Below are 16,765 nucleotides of genomic sequence, written 5' to 3'. Positions count from 1 at the left end.
ACCATATTAGTAAACACTGAAATAATTTACTCCATATAAAACACTTCTTCTAAGGGAATCGAAACCGGCGAATTATCAGAATTGGTTTCCATAATGTCTGCCATAAAATCCCACCATTTTTTTACAATTAGATTGTTGGCTAAATCTTGAGAGCCGCCTTCTCCAGATACTTTTTGGAATGCAAAAAGTGTACTAGTTTCTTCATCCAGGAAAATGGAATATTCGCTAACGCCATTATCTTTTAATAATTGCTTAAGTTCTGGCCACAATTCATTATGGCGCTTTTTGTAGGCTTCTTTATGGCCTTTGTTAAGTTTCATTTTAAATGCTAATCTCTGCATAGTACAAAACGTTTTTATTTACAGCTTAAACTTTTTAAGCTAGGTTAGAGTTTTTTGTAAAAAAAAACATTCTATCCTTTATCAAGATAGAATGTTTTAAAAAAATTATTTTGAGTAAAGCCTATATTACTGCTTCACAATTTTCTTAGTGTATGATCCATTTTCACCTTCCATTTTAACAAGATACATACCGCTTGATAATGCACTTGCATCTAGGGTAAGTGATGCTTCACCATTAACCTCTCTAGTTAACACTTCCTTACCAATAAGCGAAAATACAGAAACAGAATTAACTTCAGCTGTTAATCCCTTAATGCTGATTTCATTATTTACAGGATTTGAAACAAATATAGAGCTTGTATCAAACTCTTCGTTGCTTAATACAGATACAAGAACCATACGCATCGCGCTAATTGTACCCCCATTTTGGAACAGTACTTGATCACCTGCTGCAGTTGGAGCATCTCTATATCTCATACCTCCTTGTCCTGGAGGTTTACAAAACAAAGCATTATTTCCAGGTCCTCCCCAACCACTCTCTCTTCTTCTTTGAAACTGGTCAAAACCGTATGCTTCAGGATCAGGAGCTACAACAGCTGTATCATCTTGCGGATCACCAGGTCTAACATTAATTCTAACTTCATCATCTGCTGGTGTTCCCCCATTATAAGTTGATTGGTCTACAATCATTGTAAAGGGTCCAGAACCAAGAGGAGTAAGGTCTGCTGTAATTTGAATGAAACCATTACCAGATGGATTTACATGATCCTGTATAGTCCAAAGTTGAGTTGCATCACCGGGTGATGTTGTTATTTCTTCAGCCCATTCTAACTGGCCTGTAGTGCCATTAATAGTCATATAAAGCTCTGGAGTTAGACCGCATGTTGAAATCTTATAAACACCGTCTACCGTGTATATTTCTGGACATGCTTGACCCTGTACTTGAAGCGCAAACATGGCCATTAATAAAAATGCACTAATTTTTAAAGTAATTTTTTTCATAAATATTTAGTTTTAATTAATAATTTCTTAAATGTACTAAAAAAAGAGATTTCATAGTATCATGCACTATCCTGTAAATTAGGTATTTTTTATAATTTTAACAAAAAAAACATTGTTTTCTTAATAAACCATCCGAAATTTTATTTAATACAGGTTATATTTTCACTCAAACTAGACTATACAAAAAGCTAATTTACGGTGAGAATTGCCTTTTTCAAATCTTTTTCTAATGATGAGGCTCCAACTGAAATTGTAAATGTTCCTGGCTCTACCACTTTTTTCATTTCTTGATTCAGGACATTTAATTCATCAAAGCCTAAATTAAAGGTTGCAGTTTTTGTTTCGCCTGGTTTTAGGGTAATACGTTCAAAGCCTTTCAATAGTTTCAAATATCTCCCCACAGATGCAAAATCGTCACGAACATACAGTTGCACAACTTCATCGCCCTTTCTGTCCCCAGTATTCGTTATGTCTACCGAAACAGTTGTGGAGCCATCTACTGGAATCGATTCATTTTCAAGCTTTGGGATACTATATTCAAAAGTTGTATAACTTAAACCATATCCAAATGGAAATAATGGCGATTTATCTGCATCTTTAAATAAGCCTTTGCCCGAACCTATAAAATCTGGACGCTCTAAATAGGTTACAGGAACCTGCCCTACAGATCTTGGAAAAGATACTGTAAGCTTACCTCCTGGATTAACATCACCAAAAATAGCATCTGCAATAGCATCTCCAGAACGCATACCTAAATACCACGTTTCTAGAATTGATGGAATATTTTCTGCAACATAGTTGATTGATAGTGGTCTACCATTAATTAAAACAGCAACAACAGGTTTACCTGTTTCATAGATTGCTTTTACCAACTCTTGCTGTACACCATATAAATTCAAATCGGCTCTATCTACACCTTCACCACCAGTTTTTCTAGAACCTCCAATAACCAATACAACAGCATCAGACTTTTTTGCTGCTGCAATTGCTGCTGGAAAACCTGCTTTAGAATTACTTAATAAATCACAACCTTTTGCATAATTAATTTTTACTTTATCGCCTACTTTAGCTTTTATTCCATCTAAAGCAGAAACATAAAACGGTGGTAAACCAGAATAGCCTCCTAATAAAGAATACGTTCCTTTTGCAGGTCTTTCTTCATGAGCATTAGGTCCAATAACCGCTAACGATTTTATGTTAGACATATCTAAAGGCAATACATTATTATCGTTCTTTAATAAAATAATGGCTTTTTTTGCCATTTCATATGCAAAATCTTGGTGTTCTTTACTACCAGCATATACCGTTTCTGTATCAATCTCTTTTGGTTCTGTATCAAATAATCCCAATTTATATTTTGCAGTTAAAATTCGAGCTGTTGCTTTATCGATATACTTCTCCAATTCAGGATTTTTCGTTATTGTATCCTTTAAAACATTGGAATTATATGCTGCTAACTTCTCATTCTTTCCAATGACTAAGTCCATATCAACGCCAGCTTTTAATCCTAAAATAGCTGACTTGGTTCTGGTTTCAGCAATAAAATGCATGGTGCCTAACCTAGCAATATCATTATTATCAGAAACAATAAAACCATCAAAACCTAGCTCATCTCGTAAAATATCCTTTAGTAACCAAGTATTCATGTGGTTTGGAACTCCATTATAATCTTGATGCCCTGGCATAACAGCACCTACCTTTGCTTCTTTTATAGCTGCCTCAAAAGGTGGTAAGTAAACCTCTCTTAATCTACGTTCTGACATATCACTAAATCCACCATTGATACCTCTTCTATTTTCTGGATATCCTATAAAATGTTTTGCAGTTGCTATTACGTGATTCTCATCAAATCTTTCATCACCCATACCTTGTAAACCCTGAATAAATGCAACACCCATTCTTGATACTAAATAAGGATCTTCACCATAAGACTCTTCTACTCTACCATATCTTGGATCTCCAGAAATAACATCTAAATTAGGCGAATAACAATGTGTAACACCTAAAGCACGTGCCTCTAATGCTGTTTGAGAAGCCATTTTTTTAACTAACTCGGGCTGCCAAGTTGAAGCTGCGGCAATAGCTTGCGGATAAACCGTTGTATTCCCATAATAATCAAGTACAAGCCATAATCCATGTAATGCTTCTCCATATTTCATATAAGGAATACCCAATCTGTCATTTGCTGGAGCATCCTGAGTCATTTCTGCTATTTTTTCGTCTAAGGTCATTTGACCTAATAGCGCTCCTACTTTTTCATTTATTTCTTGATCTTTTTCGCTTACTGCTGAATTTGATGTATTAGACTGACAACAAACGAACAATAAGCAAACTGTAATTAATAAGATGACGTAGTTTTTCATTTAATTTTATTTAATAAACTTTCGAGTACTAAACTAAAAGTTTTTTTTGCTTTACCTATCCTGAACTGTCTTGTATGAAAAAAGGCCAGAGAAGAATTTCCCTAGCCTTTTCAAAACTAAACAATTAAAAAACTTACTGCTAATTAATTTCTATATCCATTATTAGTTGGATCAGACTCTAACAAGGCTGGGTTATTCTCTAACTCCTGTAAAGGAATAGGCAATTTTACATGCCATGGTCTGATATTATCAGCTGGAGTCCAAAAACGATATTCTAAGTTTTGCACTACATCCAATAAAATACCCCATCGTATCAAATCGTATCGTCTGTGCATTTCTGCCGCCAATTCCCATTTACGCTCATCATAAATAGCTTGTCTAAACCCTTGTTGATCCAAACCTAAAATAGCTTCAGCTTCTGCTTGTGTTGCAAAGGCACGCTCTCTAATTTTTCTAATATATTCGAAAGCTGTATTGGGGTTTCCGCCAGGGCGCTCATTCTCACATTCTGCAGCCATTAAATGCACATCAGCTAAACGAAATACCATTCTGTTATCAGAGTGATTAAATCTTGGAGATCTATCTAATTCTAAATTCCAGAATTTTGCCATGTATGGGAAATTTAAGTCAAACCCTAAGTAGTTATCCACTATATTTAACTCTCTTCTTAAATCATTCATTGGGAACTTCTCAGCAAAATCCTTAGAAGCCACCTGTAATCCAGTACCATTAAACGCTTCACCTCTAGCAGCTAATGCATCTCCTAATGCAGCTCTTTCATCTGAATTTGCTGGCTCATCTCTTAGACGTGGATTAAACATACTTGGGCGCCAGTTATTGTTACCAGCAAATGATCTACCAGGGAATGCGGGGTCAAATTGACTGTTAATATCTCTAGCAAAATCTAAAGACCAAATAATTTCATCATTGTATTCATTAAATTGATCGAATACCTCATTATAAGTATCTAATAATCTGTGAGGAGATTGATTGATAATTTCCAAACATTTATCTAAACCTTGCTGCCATTGTTGCTGCTTCATATAAATTTTAGCCATAACTATGGCTGCGGCCCATTTTGAAGCTCTACCACTTTGGTCTCCGGTATATGCATCTTGTAAATTATCTTGGGCAAACTGTAAATCCTCTAGAACACCTTCTATGATAGTAGCTTCTGGAGTTCTACCTAAAGAACCGATTTCTTCCAAAGTTAAAACCTCTGTATAATATGGTGCATCTCCCCAAAGGTTAGTAATATGCCAATAGCACAAGCCTCTGATAAACCTAGTATCTGCCAGAATATCAGTTCTTACTTCTTGGGTACCTATGGCCTCATTATCTGTTACTCTATCTATAATAACATTAGTATTGAGTATAATTCGATAAAGGTCTTTCCAAGTATCTGAAACACTCATTTTTTGAACCGACACATCTGCCAATGCCTCATTCAATGTGTAGTTCCCTATTGGCTGAACAAAATTTGCAACACGATTAGGTTCTATAATATCAGCACCATTATCGTAAAAATGATCTAGCCCTACTTGACCGTATAAAGAGTTGTTCTTTAAAATGGCATACATCCCTTGCACCGCTTGTCTTGCATCATTTTCTGAAGCAAAAAATGTTTCAGGAGAAATAAGTGCTTTTGGATCTTCTTCTAAAAAGCTTTCGCAACTAAAACATGCGAAAACCATAAAGACGTATAAAATTATATTTCTTGTTTTCATATTATTTTTTTTAAAAAGTTACATTTAAACCAAGTGTTATAACTCTTGGGTTAGGATATTGCGCACTAATATAGCCTTGTAAAAGGTTATTACGACCAAAATTACTTGCCTCTGGATCTATTAACCTTGTATTAGAGAATAATAATAGATTGGTCCCAGATAGATAAACTGTAGCATTTTTAATACCATCTAATCCCATCTTGTCTGGTTGGAAATTATAAGCCAATCGTACCGTTTTTAATCGGATATGAGATCCATCTTCAACATACTCAGAGTTAGGTAGTGTATTCGTTACATTATCTGCTCCTGCTCTAGGTATATTAGATGTTGGGTTATCAACCGTCCAACGGTTACGTAAATCTCCAAATTTAACAGTCTCTCCACGGTTGAAATAATTGTTTCTCATTGACAGGTTGTATACTTCATTACCTTGAGTTCCTTGGAAGTAGAATGAAAAGTCCCAGTTCTTGTAAGAAAAATTGTTTTCTATACCAAAGATTAAATCTGGAAACGGGCTACCTAATACCACTGCATCTTCTGTTGATGCGATACCGTCTCCATTTATATCTTCAAAATGAGATCCACCAACTATTTGAGGGTCTGTTCTACCAGAAGCATCGATTTCTTCTTGGCTTTTCCAAGTACCTAAATATCTAACTCCAACAAAAGTAGGAACAGATTCTCCTACAATTAAACGGGTATTGCCTGAACCTAAAATAGGATCTGCAACAATATCAATAAAATCAACACCACCAAGATCAAGAATTTCATTTTTGTTGGCTGATAATGTTACGGTAGAATTCCAATTAAAATTACTAGTACTCACATTTGTAGAGTTTATAAGTAATTCCCATCCTGAATTTTTTAAGGCTCCTATATTTTGTAATTGGCTATTAAAACCAGTTTGCCTTGGAATAGTTCTTTCCAAAAGTAAATCTTCGGTTTCCTTATAGTAATAGTTAAATTCTGTAAATACTCTACCTCCAAATAATGACGCTTCAAGAGCGATATCAAAAGAACTTGTAGTTTCCCACTGTAAATTAGGGTTTGCAGGTCTACCAATAGTTACACCAGGTACTTCTACGCCATTAAGTGTTGTATTCGCTGGATCAAATAATGGCAAAGTACTATATGGGTCGATGGCTTGATTACCCGATTTACCCCAACTTGCTCTTAATTTTAAGTCTTGGAATATATCTTGATCTTGCATAAAATCTTCCTCCGTTATTTTCCAAGCAGCAGCTATTGAAGGGAAAAACGCATATTTGTTACCTTCTGCAAAACGAGAACTACCATCTGTTCTTCCTACTAAAGTTAAAAGGTATTTATCTTTATAAGAATAATTTAAACGTCCGAAAAAAGATGCGAATTGAACTCCTTCAAAGTCACTATCTACCACAGCACGAGTAGGGTTAGAGTTTCCTAAATCATTAAACCCTGTAGCATCGCTAGTAATACCAAAAGCATCAGCTTGTGCTATCTCTGTAGATATTTTTTGAAAAGAAGCACCTGCAAGGGCAGTAATACTATGATCTTCACCAAAATCTGTTTGGTATTGTATCGTATTTTCATTGTTCCACCCATTAGTATTTACAGTACGGACGCTGGCAGTTCCTTGTCCCGTATCTCCTACCGCAAGTAAGCCAGGTAATTGACTTGAACTAAATCTATTTTGCTTCGTATTATTAAATTCAGGACTAAACGTTGAACGGATAGTCCAATTTGGAGCTGGACTATACTCCAAATACACGGTTGCTAATAAGTTATTAGTAAAGGTTTCATTTGTATTTAAATCTATAGCGGCCAAAGGATTATTGAACGGCGAACCAACTACATCATCAAAACCGTTATATGAACCGTCATCATTAAAAACAGGTTGTGTACGAAGGATGCCAAAAGCTGCCTGACTAAAACTAGCCAGCGGATTATCTTGTTCTAGTCTAGAATAATTCAATCTAAATCCTGCTTTTACTTTGTCGCTCAATTTAAGATCTAAATTTGTTCTGAAAATATATTTTTCAATTCCAGAACTTTTTACAATACCTTCTTGATTAAAATAATTCATCGAGGTATAGTAGTTAACATTATCAGTAGCTCCAGAAATGGAAACATCTGCATTATAGATTGGAGCAGTTCCTAATACTAAGTCTACCCAATCATTGTCTGGATATGTAGAAGGGTCATCCGGAAAAGGAATAGCTACACCCCTAAAATTTGCGTGCTCATTCGTAAACTCTATTTGCTCTCTTTGGTTTAATCTGTCCGGTAGTTCAGGTAACATTTGTGAACTCGTGTAAAGATTTACACTTATTTGAGGTTTTCCTGTACCAGCACCCTTACCACTTTTAGTGGTAACCAATACTACTCCATTCGCGCCCCTAGCACCATAAATAGCGATAGAAGATGCATCTTTTAAAATCTCAATGGATTGGATATCATTACTATTAATGTTGTTTAAATTAAAGTTAGTACCTACAATAATACCGTCTATAACCCAAAGCGGTTCGTTACTTCCTGTAATGGAGTTACCACCCCGTACTCTAATAACAGTACCCGCACCTGGTGCACCATTTACCTGAGTTACTTGTACACCAGAGGCTCTACCCTGTAAGGCTTGATCTACTCTGGCAACTGGAAGGGCTGTAATATCTTCTGAGCTTACGGAAGATACAGAACCTGTTAAATCTGATTTTCGTTGTGTACCATAACCAATAACAACTACCTCATCAAGAGCGTTGTCTTGTTCTAAGGTTACATTAATTGTTGATTGATTTCCCACAACTACTTCTTTTGTAGAATAGCCTACATAAGAAAAAATAAGCGTGTTTTCTGCGCTTGCATTGATGGTGTAATTTCCATCAAAATCTGTACTTGTCCCTGTTGTAGTTCCTTTTACCACAACTGTGGCTCCCGGGAGAGGCTGTCCGTCTGCAGTAACTGTTCCTGTAACAGTTTGAGCAAAAGACATTGCTACACATGAAAACAAGAAAATGGTTAACAACCTAAATTTCTTAAAATTAGGTGGCGCATTTAGTTTAGTTTTTAGTTTCATAAATCTTAAGTTAATTTGTTTTTAGATTTCTAAAATATTTCTTAAAATTTTATGAAGTATCCTGTAGTAACCGTGATGGACTGTCCTGTATGATTTCAATTACTACAAAAATCTGTGCTTTTTTGAGCAAACAGGATACAACAGGTTACTAAATAACAGTATCTAGTCTATTTTTAGCTGTAAATTATAATCATATTCAATTTTCAAAAAACTTCACTCATCATGTGTCTTAGAATATCCATTATTGCATTCACCTTGCTAGCCATACTACCAAACTTTGCCCAAAACATAAACCCTCCTAACGGCCGTATAGCCATAGTGGCTGATGGCAACTCTCCAGATCCTGATGATTTAGGAGGAACCGCTATTTCCATTGCACTTTTAAGAGCATCTGGCTTAGAGGAGAGATTAGTACATTATTCCCATAGCTGTGATTTAGTAAGAGACGATCGCATTTCCAAAAAAGCTGAAAAGGAACGTCACCACCTAATGCAAATAGCTTGTGATATGACAGCAAGACGCTGGGGTGGTTTTGACAATTTGACATTTTACGATGCCATGTGGCAAAAAGAAGCAACCATTAACGATTTATGCTGGGCGATAAATGCATCAACTGCCAATGACCCGTTATGGATTATTGAAGCTGGGGAACCTGATATTATAGGGATGGCTTTACAAAAAACACCAAAGGATAAGCACAAATTTGTGAAAATAGTCACCCATCATCCTGCTAATGATAATGCAGGAGATTTTTACACATGGCAACAGATTTTAGATTTTGGCATTGAAGAAGTACGTATTCCTGATCAGAACATTAATTTGAAATTGAACCACGCAAAATGGGATTGGGCCAAAAATCATACCGACCCTCGCATAAGATTAATTTGGACTATTGGAAATATTGCTGAAATAGACAATGTTGTTAATTTTCAAAAAGGAAAATGGGACTGTTCTGATGCTGGCATGGTGTTATATTGGATTACTGGTGCCAATGTAAATGATGGTTTAAAAGCTGGTCCTGTAGATGTTGTAAAAACAATTTTAACGGATTATGTTTTTAACAATCCTGAACCAAAAAAAGAAAAAAAGAAAAAATAATTGTGCCTTTTTCTGAAATGTAAATATCCCTGTTTTTTAAATAAATTTAAATCCGTGAAGTACCAAAATCTATTATTTCTAGTCTCGACACTCTTTCTAACTAATCTCTTAAATGCTCAACTAAAAGAATTTTATGAAAAAGGACATATCACAACAAAAAATGGTGACATAAAACAAGGTTATATAAGAAACGATGATTTTAAACATAAAATAACTGAAGTTTGTTTTAAGTTATCTCTAACTGATGAAAAGTGTCGTTCTTACGATACATCAGAAATAATTTCTTTTGAAACTGAAAATGGTGAAATTTATGATCTAATTGAAACTAAACTTAACAATAATAAAATACCAACAACTCTATTTGCAAAAAAAATTTTAAATGGAAAAACGTCCCTATATAAAAGTTTGCATGAAAAATCAGTTTTTTACATCATATCAAAAAACGATAAAAACTATGTATTACAAAACGATAAATTTATATCTGGACAGACTAAAGTAAGTAGATATAATTATGTTGGCATATTAAATTTAGTAACCGACAATCTTCCTATAAGAACAAACACTTCGATAGAATTTAAGGAACAAATCTTTATTGAAATTATAAGTAAATACAACATTTCACAGGGGAACGATTTTGATATTATTAAAACAAAAGAAAAACCTGTACGTTTTTTAATTTTAAATGCTGGATTTGGATTTGGAGATAGTAGCGAATCTGAATACTTTGCACAATTTACAAATAGAATATATTTTCCAAAATTTAGCAAAAACACATCTCTAAACATTGGTTTAAATTACTATAACTATAAATTTATTATTCCCAGAGCGGTAAGCCTCGGTTCAGATTTTGAAGCTACACAATCCCTTATTTCTGTTCCATTTCAGCTTCAGCACAATTTTGCAAACAAAAACATTAGACCTTATGTATTTATGGGAATGAATGTTTCTTATGTATCTATAAATGATGACGAAGGTAATTCTCTTTTGGAAGACAGGGGATTCCAAAGCGAATTTGGTCTAAGCTTTTTATTTGGTGCAGGAATTGAAATCGACTTATATAAAGGACTAATGCTAAGAAGCGAATACAGGCATGAAACGTTTACACATTTAGTTCTTTTTGGAATAGGGTACAATTTTTCCATATAACAAATATTAAGAACGCCTTAGTAAGATAACAACCTTTTTACCACACCTTTATCTAAAATAGCGTGAGTTCGATATAAGGTTTCCTTATTAATATACTGAAAAAGAACAAGTTGTCATTTCGACAGAGCGAGGAACGAGCGACGAGAAATCTCAAAAGCGATGAGATTCCTCCTCATACTTCGTTCGGAATGACAGAATAAATCTTATTTTACAGATATTTAGCTGTTTAAATTGCAGTTTACGTCGAACTCACGTTAAAATATAAGCTTTTGGCATATCTAGAAATATCCACCAAAATTCTATTTCCCTTAGATATATTTCTTCTTACTATAGAATGGATTTACAAAAAGAAAGGTATTTGAAACGGATATTAAAGGTTTTGATAATCATTATAGTTTTGACGAAAAGAGCTTAGTCATTATTAAAATTTCGAATGCCCGGAACTATCCGTAAACTTATATCTTCTTGTGATTCTGGCCATTTTAGTATAAATAGCTTTTGTGTTTTATCATCCCATATATAGTTTGATATATCAAACTGATCTGTTGCTTTATAGACTTCAAGGCCTACATTTTTTATTGGGTTGTAATACAGAACTGTTTCGTTTCCTATTAAAACAGAAAATCCATCTGGGTAATGCCTATTGGCTCCAACAAATATTTTTGAAGCGCCCGCAATATTATTAGCTTTAAAATTTACATCTAAAGTTCTAGTAGCATGATTGAAAAAAAAGGATTTGATATCACCTGCTACAGTTTGCGGAAATGGCCTTGAGATGACGTCCGTAATATATTTACGCTCTACTGTTCCTGCATCGGTACTATCACTAAAAATTGCCCAAGTAGAAGGGCCTCCAGGTAAAAAGTTCTGCATACTTCTATTCCCTAAAAACCATGCTTTTATTGAGCCTACACCCATTCTATCAAAAACCTCGGCAGTTTTTATGTAAAGCTCCCTGTATTCCAATTGCCCTAACCTACCGCTTATTAAGGTATCCGTTTTAGCAAATGTTGGAAACCCCCATTCGCCTATTAGAATTGGTGCATTTAGTAAATCAGATTCCTTATCAAAGCGATCCATAACGGGTTTTATGAAATCGATTTTACTTTGATAAATATGTGGTGCAAACACAACATTTTTACGGTTTATAGGCGCAGTAATTTCCGCATACTGATTGTTGTCAATCCCCTCTCCTTTATTCATAAATATAGATTGAATCAAAATCTTCTTTTCGGCATTTATCTTCTGACTTTCATCAATAATTTTTTGATATAGCGGAATTAAATACTTTTTTGTTAACTGATTATAAGTGATATCCATGGTAAGCTTTCGTGGTTCGTTTACCACATCATATCCTACAACCGCTTTATTATTGGTGTATCGTTCCCAGATGACTTTCCATGCATCGATATACGTTTTGTATTCATTTTTTTTGTTAAGCCAAAAATCTTCCCATATAAACGCATCAACGCCGTACACGGTCATTTTAAAAACCGTTTTGATGTCGTGGCTTTTTCCTAAAGTGACAAGTGTATCCAACTTTTTTAAATAATTAGGCTCTAGTTTTCCTCCCGGAAATTCGCTTAGCTTCCCAAGTTCTAAACGGATGACTTGAAAATTGGCACCCATTCTAACCATACGGGCATAATCGTCACTATCAAAAAACACTTCTCCCTTATGATCGTTTGTGTTAACAACAAATCCACGTGGAATAACATGTCTGCCTAAATCATCTCTAAGCCCGTGCTTTATTTGACTAAAAAGCGTTAGTGTACATAAGCTAAAAAACAAAAAAAGGAAACCTTTTTCTATTTGAAATAACGTTTTTTGAGTTGTCATGAGTTCGTTTTTTTATTCTGGAATAAGTTCTATCAATTTAACACCATGCGGTTCTAAATCAACTTTGAGTATTAAGCTTCCTTCCCTTTTACCAACAAGTGAATCTGTCATAGTTTGAGGTAGTCTTGCTAAATCAGTGTATTTAGATAAATTAGCGTTGAGCACATCTTTCCAACCATCTTCAAATCTATCAGAAGGTCTGTTTCCATAAATTCGCCCATTACTTTTTTCGCCAACACCGGCATTTCTCACATCTTTATAAAGCTCGTGCATCATAACACCATGATCTTTATCCACCGTCCATTCATTCATTTTCCAAGTTGTTCCACTGGCAATCACACCGCCTTCCAATTTGGGATATATGGTACGTGTCGCCGTACTCGTTCTTGATGGATTGTGGTTGTAAACCAACAAATAAACGATGTCGCCTTTTACTACTGGTATAACCCCAGCGTAACCGTTTAAATTATCTACGGCATCCAGCCTATTACCATCCTCCATTTTTTGCAACATACGCATCACATTTTTTCTGCCTTGTGGCAAATCACTACTTTCTATTTCCATACCCCAGTCATAAACTTCACTAATTCTGTATTCATTAACCATATCTGCTACGGTTGCATACCAACTGGCGCCTAATTCTGTAGCGTCTGCTAAACTTAAACCTCTAATACGATTTTCGTCTCTTAGCATTCCAAATTCTTGGATATCCAATGGAATGTTTGAAAATTCAGAAATACTATTTAATTTATCGCGATAAAGCTGGATTTTCCCGGGCAACGCCACGGTGTTTTGATCTATTTTTTCATAATATGAAATACTAAAAAAATCCATTTTGGTTCCCGTCGCTCCAGTTGCATAATTAGTACCATTGGCACAATGATCAATTAACTCTGTTGTATATGTAGCAACACTAGCTTCGGTTAGCATATTACCAGGGCCAACAATTGCATCTGGAATCACTTTTAATACTTCATCAACAGTAATATCATAATGCTTAAAATACTCCTCCATGGTTCCATTCCAGTGGTTAGGCGTATAATTGGGTTCTGTGCTCACCCTGAATCTCCAAGTTTTTACTTCATTCATGCCAAATTCATTAACCAATGTGGTTAAAAAAGCATTTACATATTGTCTCCAGTGGTCGTAATTATCTGGAGGACCTGTATTACCGTAAGTATTTACCACTTTGTTTTCAACCATTTCCCAAGGCACTTTACTAAGTACAATTCTTGGCTTAAAACCAGTACTCATAAAGTCGCGCATATTGGTAAGTAAATCGCTAAAATCTGTGATAATATTACCCGAGGCATCCACACCCTGATAAAACATATTTCGGTTATCAGTTCTGCCCCCCATTGTCCTCACTAGATTATAGCTTTTCACATAATCTTTTATTGGAATTATTGAATTTCTAAAACCAGAGGCGCTAAAACGCGTTTGATTCACCATCGGGCGAGTAGACCAAAAATTATGAAACGGTGCTACAACTGCTCCAGTATTTATAGTTACCAATTGATTTGGATCAACATTACTTTCGTCAATACCACCTGGTTCTTGCGGGTTCTCTGGCTCTTCAGGTTCTTCAGGTTTTGGAATTTCTATCATTTCCTTTAGGATATCTGCATCTTTAGAACATGAATAAAAGATAGTAAATGATACTATAGGTATTATTAGGAAGAAGAATCTTAGAGCTTTTATTTTTTTCATTTTTTTTATTTTCATCCGTAATGTTATCAAAAATAATAACTTACTAACAGAAAACAGACCTGTAGTGTCATGATTAAAATAAATCTAATTTCTATAAATGTTTAAGAACAAGGTTTTTGTACTCAATTTTCATTGGTGGACCAACATGCACTTGTACCCCGATATAACCTTTTGATAAGCTATTTATCGTATCTACATCTGTAACTTCGCTCATCAATACGCCATTTACATAATGTTGCATTGTATTGCCGTTTACTTTTAAATGAACCTGATTCCAATCGTTAGATTTAATATGCAATTTTAATTGAGACCTAGTGGTCAAGGTATCCACAACATTTCTTGTTTGCCAGCAATTACGTTTTACATTTTTACGCAAATTATTTTTTGGAATGCTATCCGGCATTAGTGGGATATTTACTCTTTCTCCCATATATGCTAGTGTAGTACGCTTTTTTTCTTCGTAGTTCTGCCCTGTATATCTATTTTTACCATCAATATCATACTGATAACCTCTTAGAGCAAAAGGCATATCTTTAATAATTTCACTTCTGTAGTTTATACCACTATTTCCAGATTCTGAAATTCTATATTCAAGTTTTAATTCGAAGTTTTCTGGTTGTTCTTTTTTGTAAATTATGAATGAATTTCGTTTTAGAAGGGTTTCTGGTGTTACCTCTCCTGTTAAAATACCATTTTCAATACGCCAATATTTCGGGTCGCCTTCCCAACCTTCAAGGTTTTGCCCATTAAATATTGAAATAAAATCACTTTCATTTTTATCAGCAATCGCTTTTTCATTCTGTTTGCATGAAGTTGTTGCTACAGCCAGTAAAAGCAATAATTTGCAAAACTTCTTTGGAATGTAATTCATAATAAAAAAATTAATCTACTGTGATTTTACTTCCCCACCAAGTCGCGTTAGGTTGAAAGTCTTTTGATAAAACATCTTGTCTTTGTTTTTCTAGATTTGATAGCTTTTTACTCCTGTAATTTGCTAAAAGTTTTTTTCTCTCAGATGCATTAAACTCATCATCTCGTATAGGGTATTTTGCCCCAACACCGTTTAACCAAGTTATTAAATTATTACTTAACCTTTGAGCAATTTTCGGATATTTTGACCTAATATTTTGATAATCTTTTTCTTCTGAAGGTAATTTAAAAAGTTCTTCTCTCCCATCTTCCCAATAATGAATTAGTTTCCAACCCTCCTTTTGAATTATAGATGCAGGTTCGCCTCCTTGGTTGCCATAGTGTGGGTAATGCCAATATAAAGCTCTATCGTTTTCAATGGCTTTTCCTTCTAGTAAAGGTTTGAGACTGATTCCATCTTGATGCTGTTTTTTATTTGGCGGAATATTTGCCAAATCCAGAAGGGTTGGATAAAAATCTGTATTAATTACAGGAAAATCTGTTTTTATACCTTTTTGCTTTAACCATGGCACTTTAATAAAATAAGGTTCTCTAATACCGCCTTCCCATTGGTAGCCTTTGCCACCTCTTAATGGCAAATTACTCGTAGCATAATGGTCTCCCGATGCTACCCCTCCATTATCTGAGGTAAATACAACAATGGTATTATCGTCAAGACCGTTGTCTTTTAATGCTTTTAAAACTATGCCCACGGCATCATCCATGGTTTCAACTAGCCCACCATAGATAGGATTGTCTTGTACCGTGCGAATGGGCAGTACAAGTTCCATTTGGTATCCTGTTTTTGCAACACCTAAACTATCTGCTTTGTTTCTGTACTTTTTCCATTTGATTTCTGTAGTTTGAATGGGTGCATGCACCGCATAAAAGGACAAAAATGCAAAAAATGTAGTGTCTTTATGTTTTGAAATGAAATCTGCCGTTTCGTTTGCTAAACGCAAGGTTAAATTTTCTCCTTTTTTCTTGTTGAGTAATTTTGGATTATTCCAAGGTGAAAAGAAACCGCCTCTGGGCGACCCTGCATCTATCCCAGCGATATTTATATCGAAACCATGGTTTTCGGGATATGAACCCTTACCGCCTAAATGCCATTTTCCAGCAAAAAAGGTTTTGTATCCATTGTTTTTAAAAGCTTCCGCAATGGTTATGTCTTCTTCAGGTAATTGCATCACATAATCTGCAGGCAGCAGTTTATCATGGCGGTTTCTGGTACGCCAATCTTCGCCTGCTTTTGCGCCTATCCAATCGGTAATACCATGACGAGCCGTAAACTTGCCTGTCATAATACTGGCTCGTGATGGACTACATACTCTACTAGCTGCGTAACCGTTGGTAAACATTACGCCTTCGGTTGCTAATTTATCAACATTTGGGGTTTCATAAAATATACTTCCTGTAACCCCTAAATCGTGATAGCCTAAATCGTCTACTAAAATGAATAAGATATTTGGCTTTTCCGATTGTAAAACTACTTTAGAGTTATCGTTCTTACAGTTAAGCCCAATGATAACAACTAAGGAGAACAATAATGATTTTACAAATTTCATTCTCTAAAAT

Annotated in this window: 11 protein-coding genes; 2 read left to right on the top strand and 9 right to left on the bottom strand. The window is 34.9% G+C overall.

Features of this window, described 5'->3' with window-relative positions; genetic code table 11:
• Nucleotides 1-26 precede the first annotated feature (26 nt).
• The 5 genes from rhaM to AC1B0Z_RS16155 all read right to left on the bottom strand — a co-directional run bounded on the left by rhaM (nt 27) and on the right by AC1B0Z_RS16155 (nt 8,485).
• Complete coding sequence (rhaM, locus tag AC1B0Z_RS16175; protein WP_483793267.1) at nt 27-341, bottom strand: L-rhamnose mutarotase; 315 nt, start codon at nt 339-341, stop codon at nt 27-29.
• Nucleotides 342-467: 126 nt separating this feature from the next.
• Nucleotides 468-1,343 carry a T9SS type A sorting domain-containing protein gene (locus AC1B0Z_RS16170; RefSeq protein WP_483793266.1) on the bottom strand — a complete coding sequence of 292 codons (876 nt, stop codon included), beginning with the start codon at nt 1,341-1,343 and terminating at the stop codon, nt 468-470.
• 188 nt (nt 1,344-1,531) lie between these two features.
• The gene (locus AC1B0Z_RS16165) at nt 1,532-3,706 is read right to left on the bottom strand and encodes a beta-xylosidase (RefSeq protein ID WP_483793264.1); all 2,175 of its coding nucleotides are present in this window, start codon (nt 3,704-3,706) and stop codon (nt 1,532-1,534) included.
• A gap of 143 nt (nt 3,707-3,849) precedes the next feature.
• Nucleotides 3,850-5,433 carry a RagB/SusD family nutrient uptake outer membrane protein gene (locus tag AC1B0Z_RS16160; protein ID WP_483793263.1) on the bottom strand — a complete coding sequence of 528 codons (1,584 nt, stop codon included), beginning with the start codon at nt 5,431-5,433 and terminating at the stop codon, nt 3,850-3,852.
• Between the two features lie 10 nt (nt 5,434-5,443).
• Nucleotides 5,444-8,485 carry a SusC/RagA family TonB-linked outer membrane protein gene (locus tag AC1B0Z_RS16155; protein ID WP_483793261.1) on the bottom strand — a complete coding sequence of 1,014 codons (3,042 nt, stop codon included), beginning with the start codon at nt 8,483-8,485 and terminating at the stop codon, nt 5,444-5,446.
• 222 nt (nt 8,486-8,707) lie between these two features.
• Between AC1B0Z_RS16155 and AC1B0Z_RS16150 the strand changes: the two genes are divergently transcribed.
• Together AC1B0Z_RS16150 and AC1B0Z_RS16145 are read left to right on the top strand one after the other, a co-directional pair.
• A complete protein-coding gene (locus AC1B0Z_RS16150; protein ID WP_483793260.1) occupies nt 8,708-9,583 on the top strand; it encodes a hypothetical protein in 876 nt (291 codons plus the stop codon).
• 54 nt (nt 9,584-9,637) lie between these two features.
• On the top strand, nt 9,638-10,729 hold the full coding sequence (locus AC1B0Z_RS16145; RefSeq protein WP_483793258.1) for a hypothetical protein: 1,092 nt from the start codon (nt 9,638-9,640) through the stop codon (nt 10,727-10,729).
• Nucleotides 10,730-11,140: 411 nt separating this feature from the next.
• On the opposite strand, the gene AC1B0Z_RS16140 is transcribed toward AC1B0Z_RS16145, so the two are convergent.
• From AC1B0Z_RS16140 to AC1B0Z_RS16125, 4 genes are all read right to left on the bottom strand, one after another.
• Nucleotides 11,141-12,568 carry a cellulase family glycosylhydrolase gene (locus AC1B0Z_RS16140; RefSeq protein ID WP_483793257.1) on the bottom strand — a complete coding sequence of 476 codons (1,428 nt, stop codon included), beginning with the start codon at nt 12,566-12,568 and terminating at the stop codon, nt 11,141-11,143.
• Between the two features lie 12 nt (nt 12,569-12,580).
• Nucleotides 12,581-14,278 carry a GH39 family glycosyl hydrolase gene (locus tag AC1B0Z_RS16135; protein WP_483793255.1) on the bottom strand — a complete coding sequence of 566 codons (1,698 nt, stop codon included), beginning with the start codon at nt 14,276-14,278 and terminating at the stop codon, nt 12,581-12,583.
• Between the two features lie 91 nt (nt 14,279-14,369).
• Complete coding sequence (locus AC1B0Z_RS16130) at nt 14,370-15,149, bottom strand: 3-keto-disaccharide hydrolase (RefSeq protein ID WP_483793253.1); 780 nt, start codon at nt 15,147-15,149, stop codon at nt 14,370-14,372.
• A 10-nt stretch (nt 15,150-15,159) separates the two neighbouring features.
• Nucleotides 15,160-16,755, bottom strand: coding sequence for a sulfatase (locus AC1B0Z_RS16125; RefSeq protein WP_483793252.1), 1,596 nt, complete (start codon nt 16,753-16,755; stop codon nt 15,160-15,162).
• Nucleotides 16,756-16,765 lie beyond the last annotated feature (10 nt).

The organism is Hyunsoonleella sp. J2K-J805, from assembly GCF_057167125.1.
This window is presented reverse-complemented; position numbering and strand designations above follow the sequence as displayed.